Here is an 18,105-nt window from a genome sequence, read left to right on the forward strand (position 1 = left end):
AAGGATTAACAATGTCTATCAAAAAATCATTTTTGGCTTTGGCTCTACTAAGTAGTGCCTCCGTTTATGCTTTACAAGACATCGCTCCATTAACCCAAGGAGAAGTCTGGATCACCACCGATGCCGACGCTCAACATCTTATTACCCAACACGGAGCAACTGTCTACCCTAGTTTTTCAGGCGGTGTTAGTTCTGTTGTAGCAAAAATTAATCAACAGCAACTCGCCGCCCTATCAAGCCATATGCATCAAGAAAAACATCGTTGCGGCGGCTACATGGTGCATCCAGACAAAACCAGTGCATTAAAGGCATCATTGATGCCTTTAACATTGAGCACGTTTGAAAAACCTATTGTTAACCACAAAGAAACCGTTGATGATCTGATTGCCCAAGTTGAGCCCAACAATATAGTCTCGACAATCGAAGATCTTACCCGCTTCACCAATCGTTTTTACACAACCTCTTCGGGTGTGGCGGCATCAGACTGGCTACTCGCACGCTGGCAAACCGAGATTGAAAACGTTCCTTATGCGACAGCTCAACAAATTTCGCATACAGACTACCCACAAAAATCCGTTGAAGTGACATTATTTGGCGCCAAATACCCAGATGAAATTGTGGTTGTCGGTGGGCATTTAGATTCAACCGTCGGTTCATGGACATCAGAGGGTACCCTTTCTCCCGGCGCAGACGATGATGCCTCCGGCATCGCAACGGTGACCGAGTCTTTGCGCCTGATGATTGCGAGCGGAATTCAGCCAGACAGAACCATCAAATTCTATGGCTACGCTGCGGAAGAGGTTGGCCTGAGAGGCTCTCAAGACATTGCACAACAACTCAAAGCTGACAATGCCAATGTCATTTCCGTATTGCAGTTAGATATGACTAACTATAATGGCTCGGCGCATGACATTACCTTTATCACTGATTACACCGACAGTAATTTAAATGTGTTCTTAGCCGAGTTAATTGATACCTATGCTAGTGACATCACATACGATTTCGACCGTTGTGGCTACGCCTGTTCAGACCACGCTTCTTGGCACAATGAGGGATACCCTGCGGCGATGTCATTTGAAAGTATGTTTAATGACTACAACCCCAATATCCACACCCAGCATGACACACTAGAAAACTCCGACCCCTCTGCAACACATGCCACTAAGTTTGCCAAATTGGCCATCGCTTATTTGATAGAAACCAGCTTAGACTCTACCACGCCTGGTACCACCGAACTGCGTGAAGGCGTGCCCGTCGAACAACTCAATTCTGGTTACGCTGACGAGCAATTTTTCATTTTCAATACAACAACAACCGGACAAGTCACGATTACAATCACAGGTCCGCGCTCTGGTGATGCAGATCTATACGTCAAATACAACGGTGAGGTCAGTAAAACAGACTTTGACTGTAGGCCATATCAAAATGGCAGTAATGAGCAATGTGTCTTCGACAAGCCTGCGGGGGAGTTTAATATTATGCTACGTGGCTACCGAAATTTTGAGGAGGTTAAGCTTGTGGCGACATTCACAAGTGACATCAATTAGTCGACCACAGCCCTGCAAACGGTTGTAAATATGGTGCGTTTTAGTCAACGAAATGACACAGACTTAAACGTCAAATAACCTTCTATTGTGCGGCGTTGTTGGCGCAGAAATAAAAAATGGCCTAGTAAAAACTAGGCCATTCAAAAAGCTAAACGGGCAAGAGCAGCCAGCGTTCACGGCGTTGTTATTAACGACCACCGCGCGATGAGCGCGCCTTGTGTGCAGACGCTGCTTTTGCCTGTGAATTCAAAATGGAATCCACCGTCAATTTCATCGGTTCTTTCGGTTCCAATCCGTGTGGAAAGGTACGTGCACGTGGCGGTAGATCATACTCTTCAGCAGACGCACGAGGCATACGCTTAAAACGATACAAGTAAAAGTTCTCGACTTTCTCTCTTGCCCACTCGGTTTTCTTTAAATATTTTGCACTGCTCACCACCGAAGGGTTGGTATGAAAACAGTTAAAACGCATTGCCGTATCAAGAATATCCCAACCGTAGAAGTCGACCAGTTCTTGCAGCATCGTTTCTAATTTCAGACCGTGTAGAGGGTTATTCTGCTGTAATTCAATTCTTTCTTCATCAGTCATCATAAGGCGTTCCTAAATATCTAACTTACCGAGGTTGGTTTACCCATGCGCATTCAGGCGCGATTAAAGCAACGCTCAATGTGGGGTAGCGAAAAGAGTGGCCGAGGATTCTAACAGAACTCAATCTCTATCCCTACAATTATCGGTGTTGTAACAATATTCGCCATAGCCTAAGGCGTTAGGCTTTACCTTAAGCTCCCTTACAACTGTCTTGTAAGTAGCGTAAAGAAAGCCCAGCGCCTTTGGTTCGATAACCCTATCAGTAACATTCAATGACATACCCAAGCTACACGTGGGTCAAAGCCTCTATCAAACGGCGGCGTTACTAACTTGAGTGATGATGTTTTCTAGCTTATCTAACCCTTCACTTAGTACTTGTGACTCGATAGTCAGCGGCGGTAGTAGACGAATAACGTTGGCTTTTACGCCACAAGACAACAAAATAAGGCCGTTTTCTTGCGCTTTACTGATCACGGCTTTGGTCATATCTTGCATTGGTTGGCCAGATTCTGGGTCGGTAAATTCAATGGCCATCATCGCGCCAATGGTGCGAATTTCACCAATTGCAGGGACAGTTTCTTGTAGCTTGGTCATACGTGCATTTACCACTTCGCCAATGCCCATCGCCTTGGCACACAAATCTTCTTCTTCAATAATTTTCAGTACTTCAAGCCCGGCAACACAGCCTAATGGTGACCCAGCATAAGTGCCGCCTAGACCGCCCGGCAATGCAGAGTCCATCACATTCGCTTTTCCGACCACCGCTGAAATAGGGAAACCACCAGCAATACCTTTTGCCATTGTCATTAGGTCTGGTTCAATACCTAGATATTCGGTGGCAAACATTTTACCAGTACGGGCAAACCCAGTCTGAATTTCATCCGCAATCAACAAGATACCGTGCTTATCACACAGCTGGCGCAAGCCTTGTGCAAACGCTTGTGGTGCTTGGTAGAATCCACCTTCACCTTGCACTGGTTCGAAGATGATTGCCGCAACACGAGACGGTTCAATATCACACGCAAACAGATCATCAATTGCTTGCAAGCTTTGCTCAACGCTGATGCCATGGAACGCATTTGGGTATGGCGCGTGGTAGATCTCGTTCGGGAACGGACCAAAACCTGCTTTGTATGGCGCAACTTTACCAGTGAGACCCATCGTCATGTTCGTACGACCGTGAAAACCACCTTTAAACGCAATCACGCCGCTACGTCCTGTGTGAGCGCGCGCCACTTTCACTGCGTTCTCTACGGCTTCGGCGCCTGTGGTCAGGAATATCGCTTTCTTCTTTGTCTCACCCGGTGCGAGTTCTGTCAGCTTTTCAGCTAACTCTACAAATGAGGCGTATGGTGTCACCATCGCACAGGTATGCGAGAAGTTATCCAACTGAGCTTTTACCGCTTCGCTGATACGTTTGTTAGAGTGCCCGGTATTGGTCACCGCAATGCCCGCTGCAAAGTCGATGTATTTATTACCCTCAATATCCCATACGTAAGCATTTTCTGCTTTCTCTACGTAAAGTGGATATAGCGCGCCCATGCCTTGTGCAATGACTTGGCTTCTTCTTTGGTGTAGTTGTTGGTTTGTCATTGTGTTGTCCTTAACTTAATTAATTGCCGCCAAAGCAGAGATATTTCACGTTCATGTATTCATCGATACCTTGTTTTGCGCCTTCACGTCCGATGCCAGACTGCTTAACACCACCGAAAGGAGCCACTTCAGTCGAGATCATACCTTCGTTAATGCCGACCATGCCGTATTCAAGCGCTTCAGCAATTTTCCAAACACGGTGAATGTTTTGACTGTAGAAGTAAGAAGCAAGTCCGTAGATGGTGTCGTTGGCCATTTCGATCAGTTGCTCATCGTTGTCAAAGCGAATCACAGGGGCGACTGGGCCAAAGATTTCTTGCGAAACAATTTTCATGTCATGGGTAACGTCTTTCAACACCACAGGTTGCATGAACAGGCCATCCAGTTCTTTTAGCTCTGATACTGGCTTCGCGCCTTGATCAATCGCCCCTTCGATAAGCGTTTGAATACCTTGCTTAGCAGACTCGCTGATCACAGGACCAATATTGACGCCCTCTTCCAAACCATTGCCAACTTTCAGCTGCTGAACCGCAGCATCGAACTTAACGACAAACTCGTCATACACTTTGCTGTGGACATAGAAACGGTTAGCACACACACACGTTTGGCCAGCATTGCGAAACTTAGAAGCCATTGCACCAGCGACCGCGGCATCGATATCCGCATCATCGAATACAATAAATGGCGCGTTGCCACCTAGCTCCATTGACGTACGTTTGATGTCACCCGCGCTTTGCTGCATCAGCACGCTACCGACCTGCGTTGAACCTGTGAATGAGAGCTTACGAATCAGTGGGTGCGAAGTAAAAATAGCACCAACCTGACGTGAGTTCTCACCCAACACCACTTGCAGCACATCACGTGGAATACCGGCTTGGTAGGCAAGTTCTGCCACAGCAAACGCAGACAGTGGCGTTGATTCAGAGGGTTTAACGATAAAGCTACAGCCTGCGGCCAATGCAGGCCCTGCTTTACGCGTGATCATTGCAATCGGAAAGTTCCAAGGCGTAATGGCACAAGCGACACCAATCGGCTGCTTGATGGTAACTAAGCGCTTATCTGCACTTGGTGCAGGAATGGTTTCGCCGTAAGTACGTTTCGCTTCTTCAGCAAACCATTCGATAAAGCTTGCCCCATAAAGCACTTCACCCTCAGCTTCTGCCAGTGGTTTACCTTGTTCTAAGGTCATCAGTCGACCAAGATCTTGTTTATTTTCTAGCACAAGTTGGTACCAACGATTGAGCATACCAGCACGCGTTTTCGCTGGAAGCGCTGCCCACTCTTTCTGTGCTGTACTAGCGCGTTCAATGCCAGTTAGAATGTCATTTTCGCTAGAGACTGGTGCGTAGCCGAGTAGCTCTCCGGTCGCTGGGTTTGTAACGGCAATGCCCTGTTGTGGATTCGCTACCATAAACGAAACAAGGCGTTGGTTTTGTATCTGTTGCATGGTCATTCCTTTTGATAACTCATCATCGCCACTGCCTGAGCGGCGAGCTTGTGTTTATGCGGGGATCTGCTGCGTAATACAGTGAATGTTCCCTCCGCCGAGCAGAACCTCTCTCGACGGTATCGCGATAATTTGGTGTTCCGGCATCGCATTTTGCAAAATATCAATGGCAAGGGCGTCCGTTTCCTCATCTAACATCGGCACGAACACGTGCTCGTTGACGATAAGAAAATTGGCATAAGAGGCACTAAGACGCTCACCGGCTTGACGACTCATCCCTGAACTCGTGTCGATACCATTGGCTTCTCGCTCGCTGTAATGCAGCGGACCTGGTAATGGTAGACGAACAATTTCAATCTCTCTCCCCATAGCATCTTGATGCAATTTCAGCACTTGTTCTGCTTGGCGAGACAACACGTATTGCGGATCGCTCGGATCATCAGTCCAACTTAGTACCACCTTACCCGGTGCGATCACGTGCATCAGGTTGTCAACATGGCCATCGGTTTCGTCATTGAATAAACCTTTTGGCAACCAAATGACTTTTTCGATACCGAGATACGTTTTTAGCTGCTCTTCAATTTGGGTTTGGCTAAGGTGTGGGTTACGACCCGGGCTTAATAGGCACTCTTCGGTAGTATATAACGTGCCTTCACCATCGGTGTGAATCGCTCCACCTTCAAGTACAAACGGAGCGCGGTAATAATCGATCCCGATGATGTCGCACACCGAGCCAGCCACGAGATCGTCGTGCTGCCAGTTGTCATAGAGTCCATTGTACTCGCCACCCCAAGCGTTAAACTGCCAGCTAATTCCACGGCGCTCTCCCGCTTGATTGACGAGAACTGTCGGACCTATATCTCGCATCCACGCATCATTGTATGGGATTTCCACTAAGCGCACGTCCGAGTCAAGCATTTGACGTGCTTGATCAAAGCTATTGGTGCTGACCGCCACGCACACCTTAGTCACTTGTGCAATTAAGTTGGCAATTCTGGCGAAGGTTTCTTGCGCAGGTATTGCCCCATCACGCCAGTTGTCTTTCCTTTCTGGCCACGCTAGCCAGACTTCACTAACCGGCTGAAATTCAGCCGGAAAATAGAAGCCATCTTGTACTGGTGTTGTCGATAACTTCATACTAACGCCCCTTTAAACAGCCAATTTACCAACGCTGGTGTAAAGGTCTGGGCGACGATCGCGGAACAAGCCCCATGCATGACGTGCTTTTTCTGTCGCCACTAAATCGATTTCGGCGTAAATGATCGTCTCGCTTTCACGAGACGCTTCCGCAATCTTAGCGCCGGTATGGTCGGTAATAAAAGAAGACCCGTAGAATGTGGTTTCGATACCATCATCCACTTCTGTGCCGACTCGATTTGACGCGATGACAGGGACCAGATTTGCCGCCGAGTGACCTTGCATCGTACGTTGCCAATGATCGCGCGAATCCAGCGTGGCATCTTGTGGTTCAGAGCCAATAGCCGTTGGGTAAAAAATCGCTTCAGCACCGTGAAGTGCCAAACAGCGCGCAAGTTCTGGGAACCATTGGTCCCAACAAATACCCGCACCAAACTTACCAAACTTGGTTTGCCACACCTTGAAACCTGTGTCGCCAGGGCTGAAGTAGTACTTCTCGCTGTAACCTGGTCCATCCGGAATGTGTGACTTGCGATAGTTATCTAACACTGTTCCATCGGCATCAATCATCACCAGCGAGTTAAAAAAGGTGTTGCCCGCCTTCTCAAAATAGCTAACCGGGATAACGACACCGAGTTCTTTAGCCAATCCACTCATCCGTTTGATAAGAGCGCTATTTGTAGTCTCTTCTGCCAGTTCAAAATATTTCGCTTGTTGTTTTTTGCAAAAATAAGGCGCTGCGAATAACTCTTGAGGAAGAATGACATTTGCACCATTTTGCGCAGCCTCACGAATTGCCTTTTCTGCTTTGGCTAAGTTGTCTTCCAGATCCCAGCTCTTAGTCAGTTGAAGGGCTGCAAATTTAACGACTTTGCTCATTAGATATTCCTTATCTGTTAAATCGCCAGTTTGTCACGTAGGTTGTAGTACGCCGCGCCCATTGCCGTGAACGGAATTTGGAAGTGGCGACCACCCGGGAAGGAGTAATGTTTTAGTGTTGCAAACGCATCAAAACGTTCGGCATGTCCGGTTAAAGCTTCTGCAAGTAGTTTACCCGCTAGGTGTGTGCAAGTAACACCGTGACCGCTATAACCTTGTAAGTAATATATGTTATCTGCAAATGCGCCGAACTGAGGCATACGTGAGTAAGTCAGCAAGAAGTTACCTGTCCACGCATAATCAATCTTGATGCCTCTCAACTGAGGGAAAACTTTTTCCAACTTCGGACGAATCAACGCCTCGACATTTTCCGGATCACGTGCACCGTAAACCACGCCGCCGCCGAAGAGCATTCGCTTGTCTGCGGTTAAACGGAAGTAATCTAATAGATAGTTACAATCCTCAACACAGTAGTCACTCGTAAGTACTTGCTTTAGCTGATCGTCTGTCAGCGGCTCAGTCGCAATCACTTGAGTACCACATGGGATGGCTTTATTGCTGATGTTTGGTGCGAGGCCACCCAGATAGGCATTACCTGCCAGTACCACATACTTGCTCTTAACACTGCCTTGAGCCGTTTTGACTACAGGGTTTATGCCTTTATCAATCGACACTACCGCAGACTGTTCGAAAATTTGTCCACCGAGTGAGATAAATGCGGCCGCTTCGCCCAATGCCAGTTTAAGCGGATGAATATGGCCGCCACGCATGTCCAGCAGACCACCGGAATACACTTTAGTCCCGACCGCTTTTTCAACCTCACCTGCATCTAACAAAGTCAGTTGGTCGTTGCCATAACGTTCCCAGTTTTTCTTATGCTCTTCTAGCCCTTTGAGCTGTTTACTATTAAGAGCGGTGAACAAACCACCTTGTTTGTAATCACAGTTGATGTCGTACTTATCGATCAGGCCACGGATGATATCGCCGCCTTCAAAAATCATGTCACACAGTGTTTTGGCTTGGTGTTGGTCGTAACGACTTTCAATCACGTCAACATCGCGGCTGTAACTGTTAACGATCTGACCGCCATTACGCCCCGTGGCACCAAAGCCAACTTTCGCGCTTTCGAGCACCACGACTTTAAACCCTTTTTCCGCTAGGTGTAGCGCAGAAGAAAGACCTGAAAAACCAGCGCCAACCACACACACATCACACTCGATATTGTCTTGCAATTGCGGGTGTTCCGCCATGTTTGGCACAGAGTGCGCGTAGAACGAATCCGTATGCTTGTTCATAGAGCTATTCCTTTGTTTATCATAATCGTCAGCAGGCTTAAGAGTGGATGCGAATCCAAGTGGTTTTTGTTTCAGTAAACTTTTCAATCGCGTGGAGAGATTTGTCTCGACCATTCCCGCTCATTTTGAACCCACCGAATGGGACGGTCATATCCCCTTCGTTGTAGTTATTCACCCAAACTGAACCTGCTTGCAGTAGTTTCGCTACGCGATGAACGCGGTTAATGTTGCTGCTCCAAAGTGCAGCGCCTAGGCCGTATTTTGAATCGTTGGCGATCTCAATCGCATGCGCTTCATCTTTAAATCCAATCACACAAAGAACTGGGCCAAAAATTTCTTCTTGGGCGACACGCATCTTGTTATCAACGTTGTCTAAGATGGTGGGCGAAACAAACGCGCCTTGACCATCAACATCACCGCCGCAACGTACGTTTGCACCTTCAGATTCACCTAGTAAGATGTATTCCAGCACGGTGGATTTATGATTTTGGTCGATAAGGGCGCCCATTGATGAACTTGGGTCCATAGGATCTTTTGGTGTGAACGCTTTTGACGCTTCAATCACCTTTTCAATGAATAGATCTTTAATGCTTTCGTGCACAAGCAGGCGAGTTGCCGCGACACACACTTCACCTTGGTTGTAAAAACACCCGGCGGCAGTTTCGGCTGCCGCTCGGTCTAAGTCATCGCAATCTTCAAAGACGATATTTGCGTTCTTACCACCCGCTTCTGCGAAGACACGCTTTAAGTTGCTTTCACCAGAGCGAACCATCAATTGACCCGCAATACGTGTAGAGCCAGTAAACGCAATGCAATCTACGTCTTGGTGTTTAGCCAGCGCGTCACCTGCTTCATGGCCAAAGCCGGTAACGACTTGGAAAACACCCGTTGGCAAACCTGCTTGAGCCGCAAGTTGGCCTAAGAAGATCGCCGTCAGTGACGACTTCTCTGACGGTTTGATAATCACACTGTTACCAGTCGCTAAAGCTGGACCAAGCTTCCAACACGCAAGCCAAAGTGGAAAGTTCCACGGCACAACCGCTGCAACAACACCAATCGGTTGATGAGAAATAAAGGCGTGTACATCTTTTTCTGTTGGGGCAACTTCGCCATACACTTTATCGATCGATTCTGCGTACCAGCGCAACGTGCTTGCTGCGCCAGGAATATCAGTAGAGAAGCTATGAGAGATAGGTTTTCCAGTATCAAGCGTTTCCAGTAGTGCTAACTCTTCTCGATTTTGGTCAATTAGGTCTGCAAACTGTTTGAGTACTGCTTTGCGATGAGCCGGGCTACTTTCACTCCACTGGCCAGATTGAAATGCCTGACGAGCGTACGATACCGCAAGGTCGACATCTTCAGTTTGACAGCGGGCGATTTCGGTAAATATTTCGTCTGTCGCAGGATTAACGACTGCAATCGTTTGCCCACTTAGTGCAGCACTGTATTCGCCGTTAATGTACGCTCTGTTTTCGATGTTGAGATTGTTTTTTAGCTCAATCCATTGTTCTTGGGTTTTCATACGCTCTCCTTGTGACCACACAGGGCAAGCACCACTTAGAATGTAGTTGGCGTATGCGCACTTATCATTCGACAAGCCTTGTCTGTGTGATTGGTAAATTTGTGTGGCTGCGTCGTATCAATAACGTACGACTCGCCGGCTTTGATGACATGAGACTGTCCGTTGTATTCCAGAGTAATTTCACCCTCTAATACCGTTCCAATCTCTTCGCCTTCGTGTTCAATCCCTGCCGCACCAGTTGTTCCGTGAGGTGCGTACTCTTCAATCAAGAATCCGATAACTTGATCTTTACTACCATTTGTCACTAGTTTCATCGAAACTGATTCACTGCCCATCTCAACGAGTTCGGTTGGTAGCACGACTACTTTCTTTTCATCGCTCAGGGTTTGTTCAAACATGAAAAACTCTGATAGTGATAAAGAAAACACATTGACGATTTTTTGCAGCGAGCTTACAGATGGGCTCACTTTGCCATTTTCAATTGAAGAAATAGCGCTATGAGTGATACCCGCTCGTTCTGCTAATTCCCTTTGTGACAATCCATGTTTTTTTCGTAACTGAACAATATTTTTACCAATTTCTTGATTGTCCATTCATACAGCTCCAGACGTTAACGTGAGGCTGCCATAATAAACTCTTTAAATAATATTTGTGCGAAATGATTGGTTTTTGCTTTCCATTCTGGGTGCCACTGAACACCTACGAAAAATTTTTGCTGTGGCAGGCTAAACGCTTCAATGAGACCATCTGGCGCCTTGGCTTCAACTTGTAATTGTGGCGCCAACTGATCGACGCCTTGGTTGTGCAGCGAATTCACTTCAAAAAAGGCAGCGCTTTCCCAGTGATTCTGTACCAACCATTGCTCAAACAAGCTCTGTTTTTGAACCAGTACAAGATGCGCAGGGGCGTATTTTTGTTCGAAATCTTCAATCGGCAATTCGCGGTGGTCATTGAAACCAGACTCATGAACGACAGGATTAAGCGTGCCGCCAAGTGCAACGTTCATTTCTTGAAAGCCACGACAAATTCCAAGGCAAGGAATGTTTCTGTCAATCGCATGACGAATTAAGGTCAACGACAGCTCGTCACGAGCTTCGTCTTTCTTATTCTCTGTATGAGTCGCGTTGTAACGATGCGGTGCAACGTTTGAATGACTACCTGGGAATAAGAAGCCATCGCACATCTCTAAAATTGCCTCGACCTCATCACTCGACATATCCGGAGCCAGCATAATCGGTAGGCCGTCAAAGTCTTTAATGGCGCGAAGATAAAAGTCATTGACCGCTTGTATTTGATAGCCACCCAACTCTTTAGTGCAGCTAACAACGCCAATGATGGGTTTGCGTATTCCTGTCATGACATTTCCGTGTTCGATTTATTTAACACTTAAACTACAAACCATGTACAAAATTATCAACGCGGATATTTAAAAATGTAACAAAAACGTGACGCCTGCTACTTTTTTGGTCATTAAAAGCGATATTTATGCTCATTATATTGAACAAAACGAAATCGACTGTTACAAAATAGTTAACAGAAAAACACAAAACAAACCCACTAAAACCAAAAAACACAATATAAGCTTTTGTTTAAACTAAATATAAATAAACAAACCACACCCACACCAATAGCGTGTAAATCTATTGTTAATTTATTTATCTCTAGTTTTAACTCGTCAGGCTAATTGGAGAATTAAATGGAATCGTATCTACAGGAAGTACAAAATTTTAAACAGAAATGGCCTAATATCGAGTTTATCGACCTTGTCTTTACCGACATCAACGCAACCCCTAGAGGAAAAAGAATCCCCATAAACGCGTTGGATAAGCTCAGTAAGGGTGTTGCGTTACCTCTCTCTACTATTACCCTCGATACTAAAGGCAACGTGGTCGAGTCAGCTGGACTTGGAGAAGACCTAGGGGAGCCAGATAACCTATGCTTTCCCGTCAGTGGCACCTTAATGCCAACTGCAAAAGAGCAAGTAGGCCAAGTGTTATTGAGTATGATGGACGACAGTGGTGAGAAACCAAACCCATTGTTCATTCGTAATATACTCGCCGAAATGCTGCAAACCCTGCACGCGAAAGACCAATATCCATGTGTTGCCCTTGAGCTAGAGTTTTACTTAGTTGATAAAAAGCGTGGCAACAGTGGAGAACCATTAACCGCGATTAATCCAATCAAGAAAACACGCGAAAAAGATACTGAAGTCTATGATTTAGATGGCTTAGATGACTATGAAGATTTCTTAACCTCTCTGAATCGAGTCGCACTAGAACAAGGATTAAACACATCTGGTGCCCTGTCGGAATCGGCACCGGGCCAATTCGAGATCAATTTTAATCATTCACAGGATGTACTCAGAGCATGTGATGAGATCATCATCGCCAAGCGCTTGATTAGACAAATTGCGCATCAACATGGTTTTGACGCCACATTCATGGCAAAACCGTTTGGCGAACAATCTGGCAATGGCATGCACATTCACCTTAGCTTGGTAGATAAAGAGGGTAACAACCACTTTAGTCAACAAGACGGCCAAGCAAGCCCCCTCTTCTATCAAACTATGGCAGCGATGCTTGAACAAACATCGGATGCCATGGCGTTGATTTGTCCTAACGTCAACTCTTATCGTCGCTTTGTTCCTGGTGCTTACGTTCCGACCAAAGCCGATTGGGGCGAGAACCATCGTGGTGTTGCATTACGTGTGCCTATCAGCGACAGCAAAAATCGTCGTATAGAACACCGTATTGCAGGCGCTGACGTTAACCCTTACATTCTCGCTGCAGTAGTACTTTCCGCAGTATTAGCGAGTGAAAACTACACCAAAGATCAATGTCCACCAACTCTCAGCGATAATGCAATTGACTTGCCACTGCGTATGTCAGAAGCTCTCGAGCGACTGGAGCACAGTGAATTAGCTCAATACATCTCAAGGGACTTTATCGATTTGTATCTAGCTTGCAAGCACAGCGAACTCGCAGAATTTGAGCGAGCGATTACTCCTCTGGAAATCGACTGGATGTTGTACTCAGCATAAACAAAGGAAATGTACTTTATGACTACGCAAACAAAGGCGATGGATGCGCCGCTTAAGATCAACACTAAACACATTATTATCTCTCTTATCTCGGTCGCAACGTTCGTATTTTTTACGACTATCGGGCTGAACCACCAAGAGGGGCAAGCTTATGGCTGGATCGGCCTTCTACCTACTGCGCTGGTGCTCATTTTTGCTCTAACGACACACCGCACGGTAGAAGCACTGTTTAGCGGCGCCATTGCGGGGGTTCTACTTCTCAATCCAACCGAGGCAGTAGAGCAAATCGTTGATATTTCAATGAGCGTAATGATGGACGAAACTATCGCTTGGATCATCCTAGTGTGCGGTTTGATGGGTGGCTTGATTGCCGTGTTGGAGAAAGGCGGCAGTATCTTAAGCTTCTCCGACATGCTGGTGACTAAAGTAAAAAGCCGTAAGCAATCCATGTTGATGACGTTTGCTTTGGGTATTCTGATCTTTATTGATGATTACCTTAACGCCATCGCTATTTCATCTTCAATGAAGAAAGTGACAGACGGCTACCAAATCTCTCGTGAAAAACTCTCTTACTTAGTCGACTCAACGGCTGCGCCTATCTGTATCCTTGTACCAATCTCTACTTGGGCAATTTTCTTTAGCTCATTGCTAGAGTCAAATGGCGTGGCAGAAGCAGGGGAAGGTATCAAAACCTACATTGAAGCGATTCCGTACATGGCCTATGGTTGGGTGACTTTGGTGATTGTACTGTTGGTTGCGATGGAAAAGATTCCAGACTTGGGGGCGATGAAACAGGCTGAACAGCGCGCGAAGAATGGTCAAGTACGTCCAGACGGTGCAACTGATGTCGATTTCAGCGCTGATATATCAACCCACACCAATCCAATGATGGGACTTATCAACTTCCTATTACCAATGATTGTGCTTGTTGCCGCCAGTTGGTACTTCGGTATCGACCTACTTGCTGGTGTTTTTGTTGCACTGATCTTTACCATCTGCTTCTACGGCGCGCAAAAACTGATTTCAATGAACGATATGTTCGAAGCGGTTTACGATGGCATTAAAGTCATGCTGCTACCTTTGGCAACAGTTATCGGTGGCTTTATGTTGAAATCCGTCAATGACTCATTGGGTGTGACTCAGTACGTGATTGAAACCGTTAGCCCTTACCTATCGGTATCTTACTTCCCTGCAATTATCTTTATGATTACTGGAGCACTGGTATTTGCTACGGCATCTTCTTGGGGAACATTTGCGGTTGCGATGCCAATTGTTTTACCACTAGGCGAACAACTTGGTGTGCCGCTGCATCTAACGATAGCCGCTCTACTATCGGCATCTGCTGCAGGCAGCCACTCTTGCTTCTTTAGTGACTCGACCGTTCTGTCCGCACAAGGTTCTGGTTGTACTTCAATGCAACACGCAACAACCCAGTTCCCTTATGCTCTTATTGGTATTGTGGCGACTGTTATTTTCTTCCTAGCAGTAGCTTAGGCGAAAAACGGTAACGACTAAATAAGTTTAAATGCATAAAGCCACAAGTAACTATTGTGGCTTTATGCACTTCACCTCTACTTGCAATAAACCACTTTTTAGTTCCCTTTTATTCTTATCCCGAGTTCAGGTCAACCAGCAAACTAGGCAGTAATGCTCTACTCCCTTTTCTTCTCTTAATAAAAATCTAGGACGCTAAACCGTTTCCACCACAAAGCAAAATACAAGACCTGAGCCTTTTTGTGCCGCCTTTTGAGATTAAACTTATTTTTTTGAGGCAGTCGGAGTAGCTTCGACATACAGGTAAAGTACTAATTTTCCCCTATACTTTTTGGGTAGATGGTTTTCCAGTGACTTATGAATGTATAAAACAATCCGCTCCAAAATATCTCTTATTGTGCTGAACGTTGTTGTTGTGGTGTTATTGTTTGCAGCAAGTGTTTCTAAAGATGTCTTACAATCGATTCGCAATGCAGAAACGGTTGCTTCTCTGGTTGAGTTGACCGCATCCAGCAGTGATCTTATACACGAAATTCAAAAAGAGCGTGGGCTTTCGGCAGGCTTTTTAGGCTCCAGTACGGGCGAGTTTCAAGATCGCCTTGCGTCCCAGTATCGTCTGACTGATGAGAAATTAGCAGTACTAAAACGCTTTGTGAGCGATCGCGACAGCGAGTTTAGTCAGTTTCCAGAAATTGGCGTGGCGTTGAGATCGTTTGAGCTCGCCTCTTTAGCCATTGTCAATGTGCGCAAACAGTTGCTAAATCGCGAGCTATCTTTAACGCAAACCTTAGACTTTTATACCGAACTTAATAGTCTGCTACTGACGGTACCTACGATTACCGCGAAACAATCAAGTGATGCCCAGGTAAACCGAATGTTGGCAGCCCTACTGTATTTTATGCAAGGTAAAGAGCATGCAGGGATCGAGCGAGCAGTGTTAAGTAATACCTTCGCTCAAGGCGCGTTTTCTTTGGGCAGATACGAACATTTCCTCAGCTTATTGAGCCAGCAAGCTACCCACTTCGCGACATTTCAGAACTACGCAAGCCCTGATGCCAATCGCCGCTTCGACATTATTCTGCTATCGCAGGCATCGCAGATGGTCGAGCAGTATCGACAAAGCGCGTTGTCAGGGCGCTTGGAAAAAAATTCCAGAGACTGGTTTGACGCCGCGACGGTCAGGATTGATCTTCTCCACGAGGAGGAGTTGCTAAACATCAATAAGTTGCTCAGCCTGTCACAAAGTATGATAACAGATGCCCAGCGTAGTTTATGGCTGCTGGTTTTGGTGGTGGTGGTGGTGGTCTCAGTCACCTTCTTTGTGAGTGTTCGTCTACTTAATACTATCAACAGACAAGTGGCATCTGTCCATGACACCATCACCAAAGCCGCAAGCAATGACCTATCGGCGCGTTGTGAGGTAGTGAGCTCAGATGAGCTAGGCAGCATTGCGAAACAACTTAATGATCTGTTGGAAGAGTTGCAAACTTCACAGCAGCAACTGTTAGGAAAGGAAACCGAAAACCGACTGCTTGCACAAGTTGCCAAACACATCCGAGATTCTGTGCTGTTCACTGACGAGCGCCTCAATATTACCTGGGTCAACCGAGCATTTGAGCAGCGTGTGAACCGCACACACAAGGAACTGGTTAGCCAGAACTACATTGATACCATTGGGCCGCAACAACAACAAACCATCGAACAATTACACGCTGCCATCAACACGAAGCAATACCAACGTATTAAACTACTCAGAGACGAGCAGTCCGACCCTCCTACCTGGAGCGAAATCTCTATCGTACCAATTTACGATCATGCTCGAAGCCTAGACGGGTTTATTGTCGTAGAACATGATATTTCGGAGAGTGTCGAATTAGCAAATCGATTGACGCAAAATGTAGAAAAAGCCGAAGCCGCCGTGCGCGCCAAAGCCAATTTCCTTTCTACAATGAGTCATGAAATACGAACGCCGATGAATGGGGTGCTTGGATTGGCGAAAATCATTCAGCAAGAAACCTTAGAGCCTAAAATTCAAGAGCACGCCAACATCATATTAGAATCTGGTCAGCACCTACTCTCTTTGCTAAATGATGTACTCGACTACTCGAAGATAGAAGAGAATAAACTCGGTATCTCGCCCGAATGGTTTAATGTCGAGCAGATGTTACAGCCTGTGATCGTGCCGTTATCGCAACTTACCACGGACAAGAAAATCGACTTAGAAACCATCAATAATGTCCCGTCAGATGTCAGGGTTTGGGCAGATAAATCAAGACTGACCCAAATCCTGTATAACTTGACTGGCAACGCGGTCAAGTTTACCTCACAAGGCAGCGTAAAGGTTTATGTTCAGTTGAATTTCGCGATGAACCATCTGGTGCTCTCCGTGATCGATACCGGGATCGGTATTCCCGAAGATAAACAAGCATTTATTTTTAACTCATTTGAGCAAGCAGACTCCTCTACCACTAGGCGATTTGGAGGAACAGGCTTGGGCTTGGCCATTGTGAGTAGACTGGTTGGCTTAATGCATGGCCAAGTCTTTCTTAAGAGTAGCGAAGAGAATGGTTCAACATTCACTGTGACCGTGCCCGTTAAGTGGGAGTCCGTCAAGGGCAACTCTGACGTCGACTCTGTCAAACACGACAGTGTCGAGTGTTTAACCGACCTGGATGTGTTGATCGTCGACGACAACCGGGTAAACGGTATTGTGGCCAAGAGCTTCTGTGAGAAGTTTGGTTTTCATGTAGAGCTTGCTGAAAACGGCACAATCGCGATCGATATGTTGGAGAAAAAAACCTTCGATCTGGTATTAATGGACAACCATATGCCAGAGATCAGCGGTATCGAAGCCACGCGCTTGATTCGAGAAAAGTTACACAGCGATGTGGTCATTTTCGCGTATACCGCAGATGTATTTGACGAGCCGCACCGAGACTTTTTGCAAGCAGGGGCCAATGCAGTGTTAACTAAGCCGCTGCAAGAACAAAGTTTCAAAGATGCGTTAATGGATAACTTTGACAATTTTTGTCGTGCAATTGACGATTCGGTGCAACTTGAAGAGTCTCAGGTATCTAATGCAAACGATAGATAGTTCAAACTGATTGAAAAGAGTTAAGTCGCTCTGCAATGCTAAAGGCATTTGGCGATGCTCCTCAAGGTATACTTGTGTTTGTGCAAACCATCAGCGACGAGTTTGAGCAAGGCGTAGCTGCGCTGTTTGATAGCCACAACAACAATTGGTGAATTTAATCGAGCTGAGTATCGTAACTGATTTGCTTGTCTACGTTCTTAAATTGGACCCCAACCTTATTAAACGCCATTTGGATAGTTGTTGAGACATGCTGCGGCCCTTCTCCCACTAAAAAGTTTGCTCTATCTTGATTCGTGTCGAATACACAGACAATTTTCAAGCTCTGTGGAAAAGAAGAGTATTTGACCGTATGAGTCACCCAAAGGAAACCATCGTAGCCTTTTAACGTATCTTCACAAACTTCGGTTAACACTTCTCTAATTTGATTTTCGGTCTTCTTATCTGATTTACGCATCAAGCAAACTCCCT

The 18,105-nt window shown here is 46.1% G+C and carries 14 protein-coding genes; 4 read left to right on the forward strand and 10 right to left on the reverse strand.

The features are described 5' to 3' along the window. Window positions 1–11: 11 nt before the first annotated feature. Complete coding sequence (locus ViNHUV68_RS09100) at window positions 12–1,547, forward strand: M20/M25/M40 family metallo-hydrolase (RefSeq protein ID WP_391087559.1); 1,536 nt, start codon at window positions 12–14, stop codon at window positions 1,545–1,547. A gap of 187 nt (window positions 1,548–1,734) precedes the next feature. Here the strand turns inward: ViNHUV68_RS09100 and ViNHUV68_RS09105 are convergent, their stop codons facing one another. From ViNHUV68_RS09105 to ViNHUV68_RS09145, 9 genes are all read right to left on the reverse strand, one after another. Next, a complete protein-coding gene (locus ViNHUV68_RS09105) occupies window positions 1,735–2,139 on the reverse strand; it encodes a VF530 family DNA-binding protein (RefSeq protein WP_038172796.1) in 405 nt (134 codons plus the stop codon). Window positions 2,140–2,445: 306 nt separating this feature from the next. Then, window positions 2,446–3,729 carry a 4-aminobutyrate--2-oxoglutarate transaminase gene (gene gabT / locus ViNHUV68_RS09110; RefSeq protein ID WP_391087563.1) on the reverse strand — a complete coding sequence of 428 codons (1,284 nt, stop codon included), beginning with the start codon at window positions 3,727–3,729 and terminating at the stop codon, window positions 2,446–2,448. 19 nt (window positions 3,730–3,748) lie between these two features. Beyond that, window positions 3,749–5,176 (reverse strand): NAD-dependent succinate-semialdehyde dehydrogenase, encoded by a 1,428-nt coding sequence (locus tag ViNHUV68_RS09115; RefSeq protein ID WP_038172800.1) that lies wholly within the window; start codon window positions 5,174–5,176, stop codon window positions 3,749–3,751. A gap of 54 nt (window positions 5,177–5,230) precedes the next feature. Beyond that, entirely contained in the window at window positions 5,231–6,313 is a 1,083-nt protein-coding gene (aguA, locus tag ViNHUV68_RS09120; RefSeq protein ID WP_391087566.1) for an agmatine deiminase, read from the reverse strand. 12 nt (window positions 6,314–6,325) lie between these two features. Then, window positions 6,326–7,192 (reverse strand): N-carbamoylputrescine amidase, encoded by an 867-nt coding sequence (gene aguB, locus ViNHUV68_RS09125; RefSeq protein WP_391087569.1) that lies wholly within the window; start codon window positions 7,190–7,192, stop codon window positions 6,326–6,328. A gap of 17 nt (window positions 7,193–7,209) precedes the next feature. Next, the gene (locus ViNHUV68_RS09130; protein WP_038172806.1) at window positions 7,210–8,487 is read right to left on the reverse strand and encodes an FAD-binding oxidoreductase; all 1,278 of its coding nucleotides are present in this window, start codon (window positions 8,485–8,487) and stop codon (window positions 7,210–7,212) included. A 37-nt stretch (window positions 8,488–8,524) separates the two neighbouring features. Further along, window positions 8,525–10,009 (reverse strand): aldehyde dehydrogenase family protein, encoded by a 1,485-nt coding sequence (locus tag ViNHUV68_RS09135; protein WP_391087572.1) that lies wholly within the window; start codon window positions 10,007–10,009, stop codon window positions 8,525–8,527. Between the two features lie 35 nt (window positions 10,010–10,044). Then, window positions 10,045–10,602 carry an HTH-type transcriptional regulator PuuR gene (gene puuR / locus ViNHUV68_RS09140; RefSeq protein WP_038172809.1) on the reverse strand — a complete coding sequence of 186 codons (558 nt, stop codon included), beginning with the start codon at window positions 10,600–10,602 and terminating at the stop codon, window positions 10,045–10,047. Between the two features lie 17 nt (window positions 10,603–10,619). After that, window positions 10,620–11,366, reverse strand: coding sequence for a gamma-glutamyl-gamma-aminobutyrate hydrolase family protein (locus tag ViNHUV68_RS09145; RefSeq protein WP_391087576.1), 747 nt, complete (start codon window positions 11,364–11,366; stop codon window positions 10,620–10,622). Between the two features lie 339 nt (window positions 11,367–11,705). On the opposite strand from ViNHUV68_RS09145, the gene ViNHUV68_RS09150 reads away from it, so the two are divergent. From ViNHUV68_RS09150 to ViNHUV68_RS09160, 3 genes are all read left to right on the forward strand, one after another. Next, window positions 11,706–13,049, forward strand: a complete 1,344-nt coding sequence (locus ViNHUV68_RS09150; RefSeq protein ID WP_391087579.1) for a glutamine synthetase family protein — start codon at window positions 11,706–11,708, stop codon at window positions 13,047–13,049. 18 nt (window positions 13,050–13,067) lie between these two features. Further along, window positions 13,068–14,543 (forward strand): Na+/H+ antiporter NhaC family protein, encoded by a 1,476-nt coding sequence (locus ViNHUV68_RS09155; protein ID WP_038172815.1) that lies wholly within the window; start codon window positions 13,068–13,070, stop codon window positions 14,541–14,543. A gap of 361 nt (window positions 14,544–14,904) precedes the next feature. Further along, complete coding sequence (locus ViNHUV68_RS09160) at window positions 14,905–17,637, forward strand: nitrate- and nitrite sensing domain-containing protein (RefSeq protein ID WP_391087582.1); 2,733 nt, start codon at window positions 14,905–14,907, stop codon at window positions 17,635–17,637. A gap of 154 nt (window positions 17,638–17,791) precedes the next feature. Here ViNHUV68_RS09160 and ViNHUV68_RS09165 read toward each other — a convergent pair whose 3' ends face one another. Then, complete coding sequence (locus ViNHUV68_RS09165; RefSeq protein WP_391087585.1) at window positions 17,792–18,091, reverse strand: Fis family transcriptional regulator; 300 nt, start codon at window positions 18,089–18,091, stop codon at window positions 17,792–17,794. Window positions 18,092–18,105: the final 14 nt, after the last annotated feature.

The organism is Vibrio sp. NH-UV-68, from assembly GCF_042940635.1.
GTDB lineage: Bacteria > Pseudomonadota > Gammaproteobacteria > Enterobacterales > Vibrionaceae > Vibrio > Vibrio pacinii.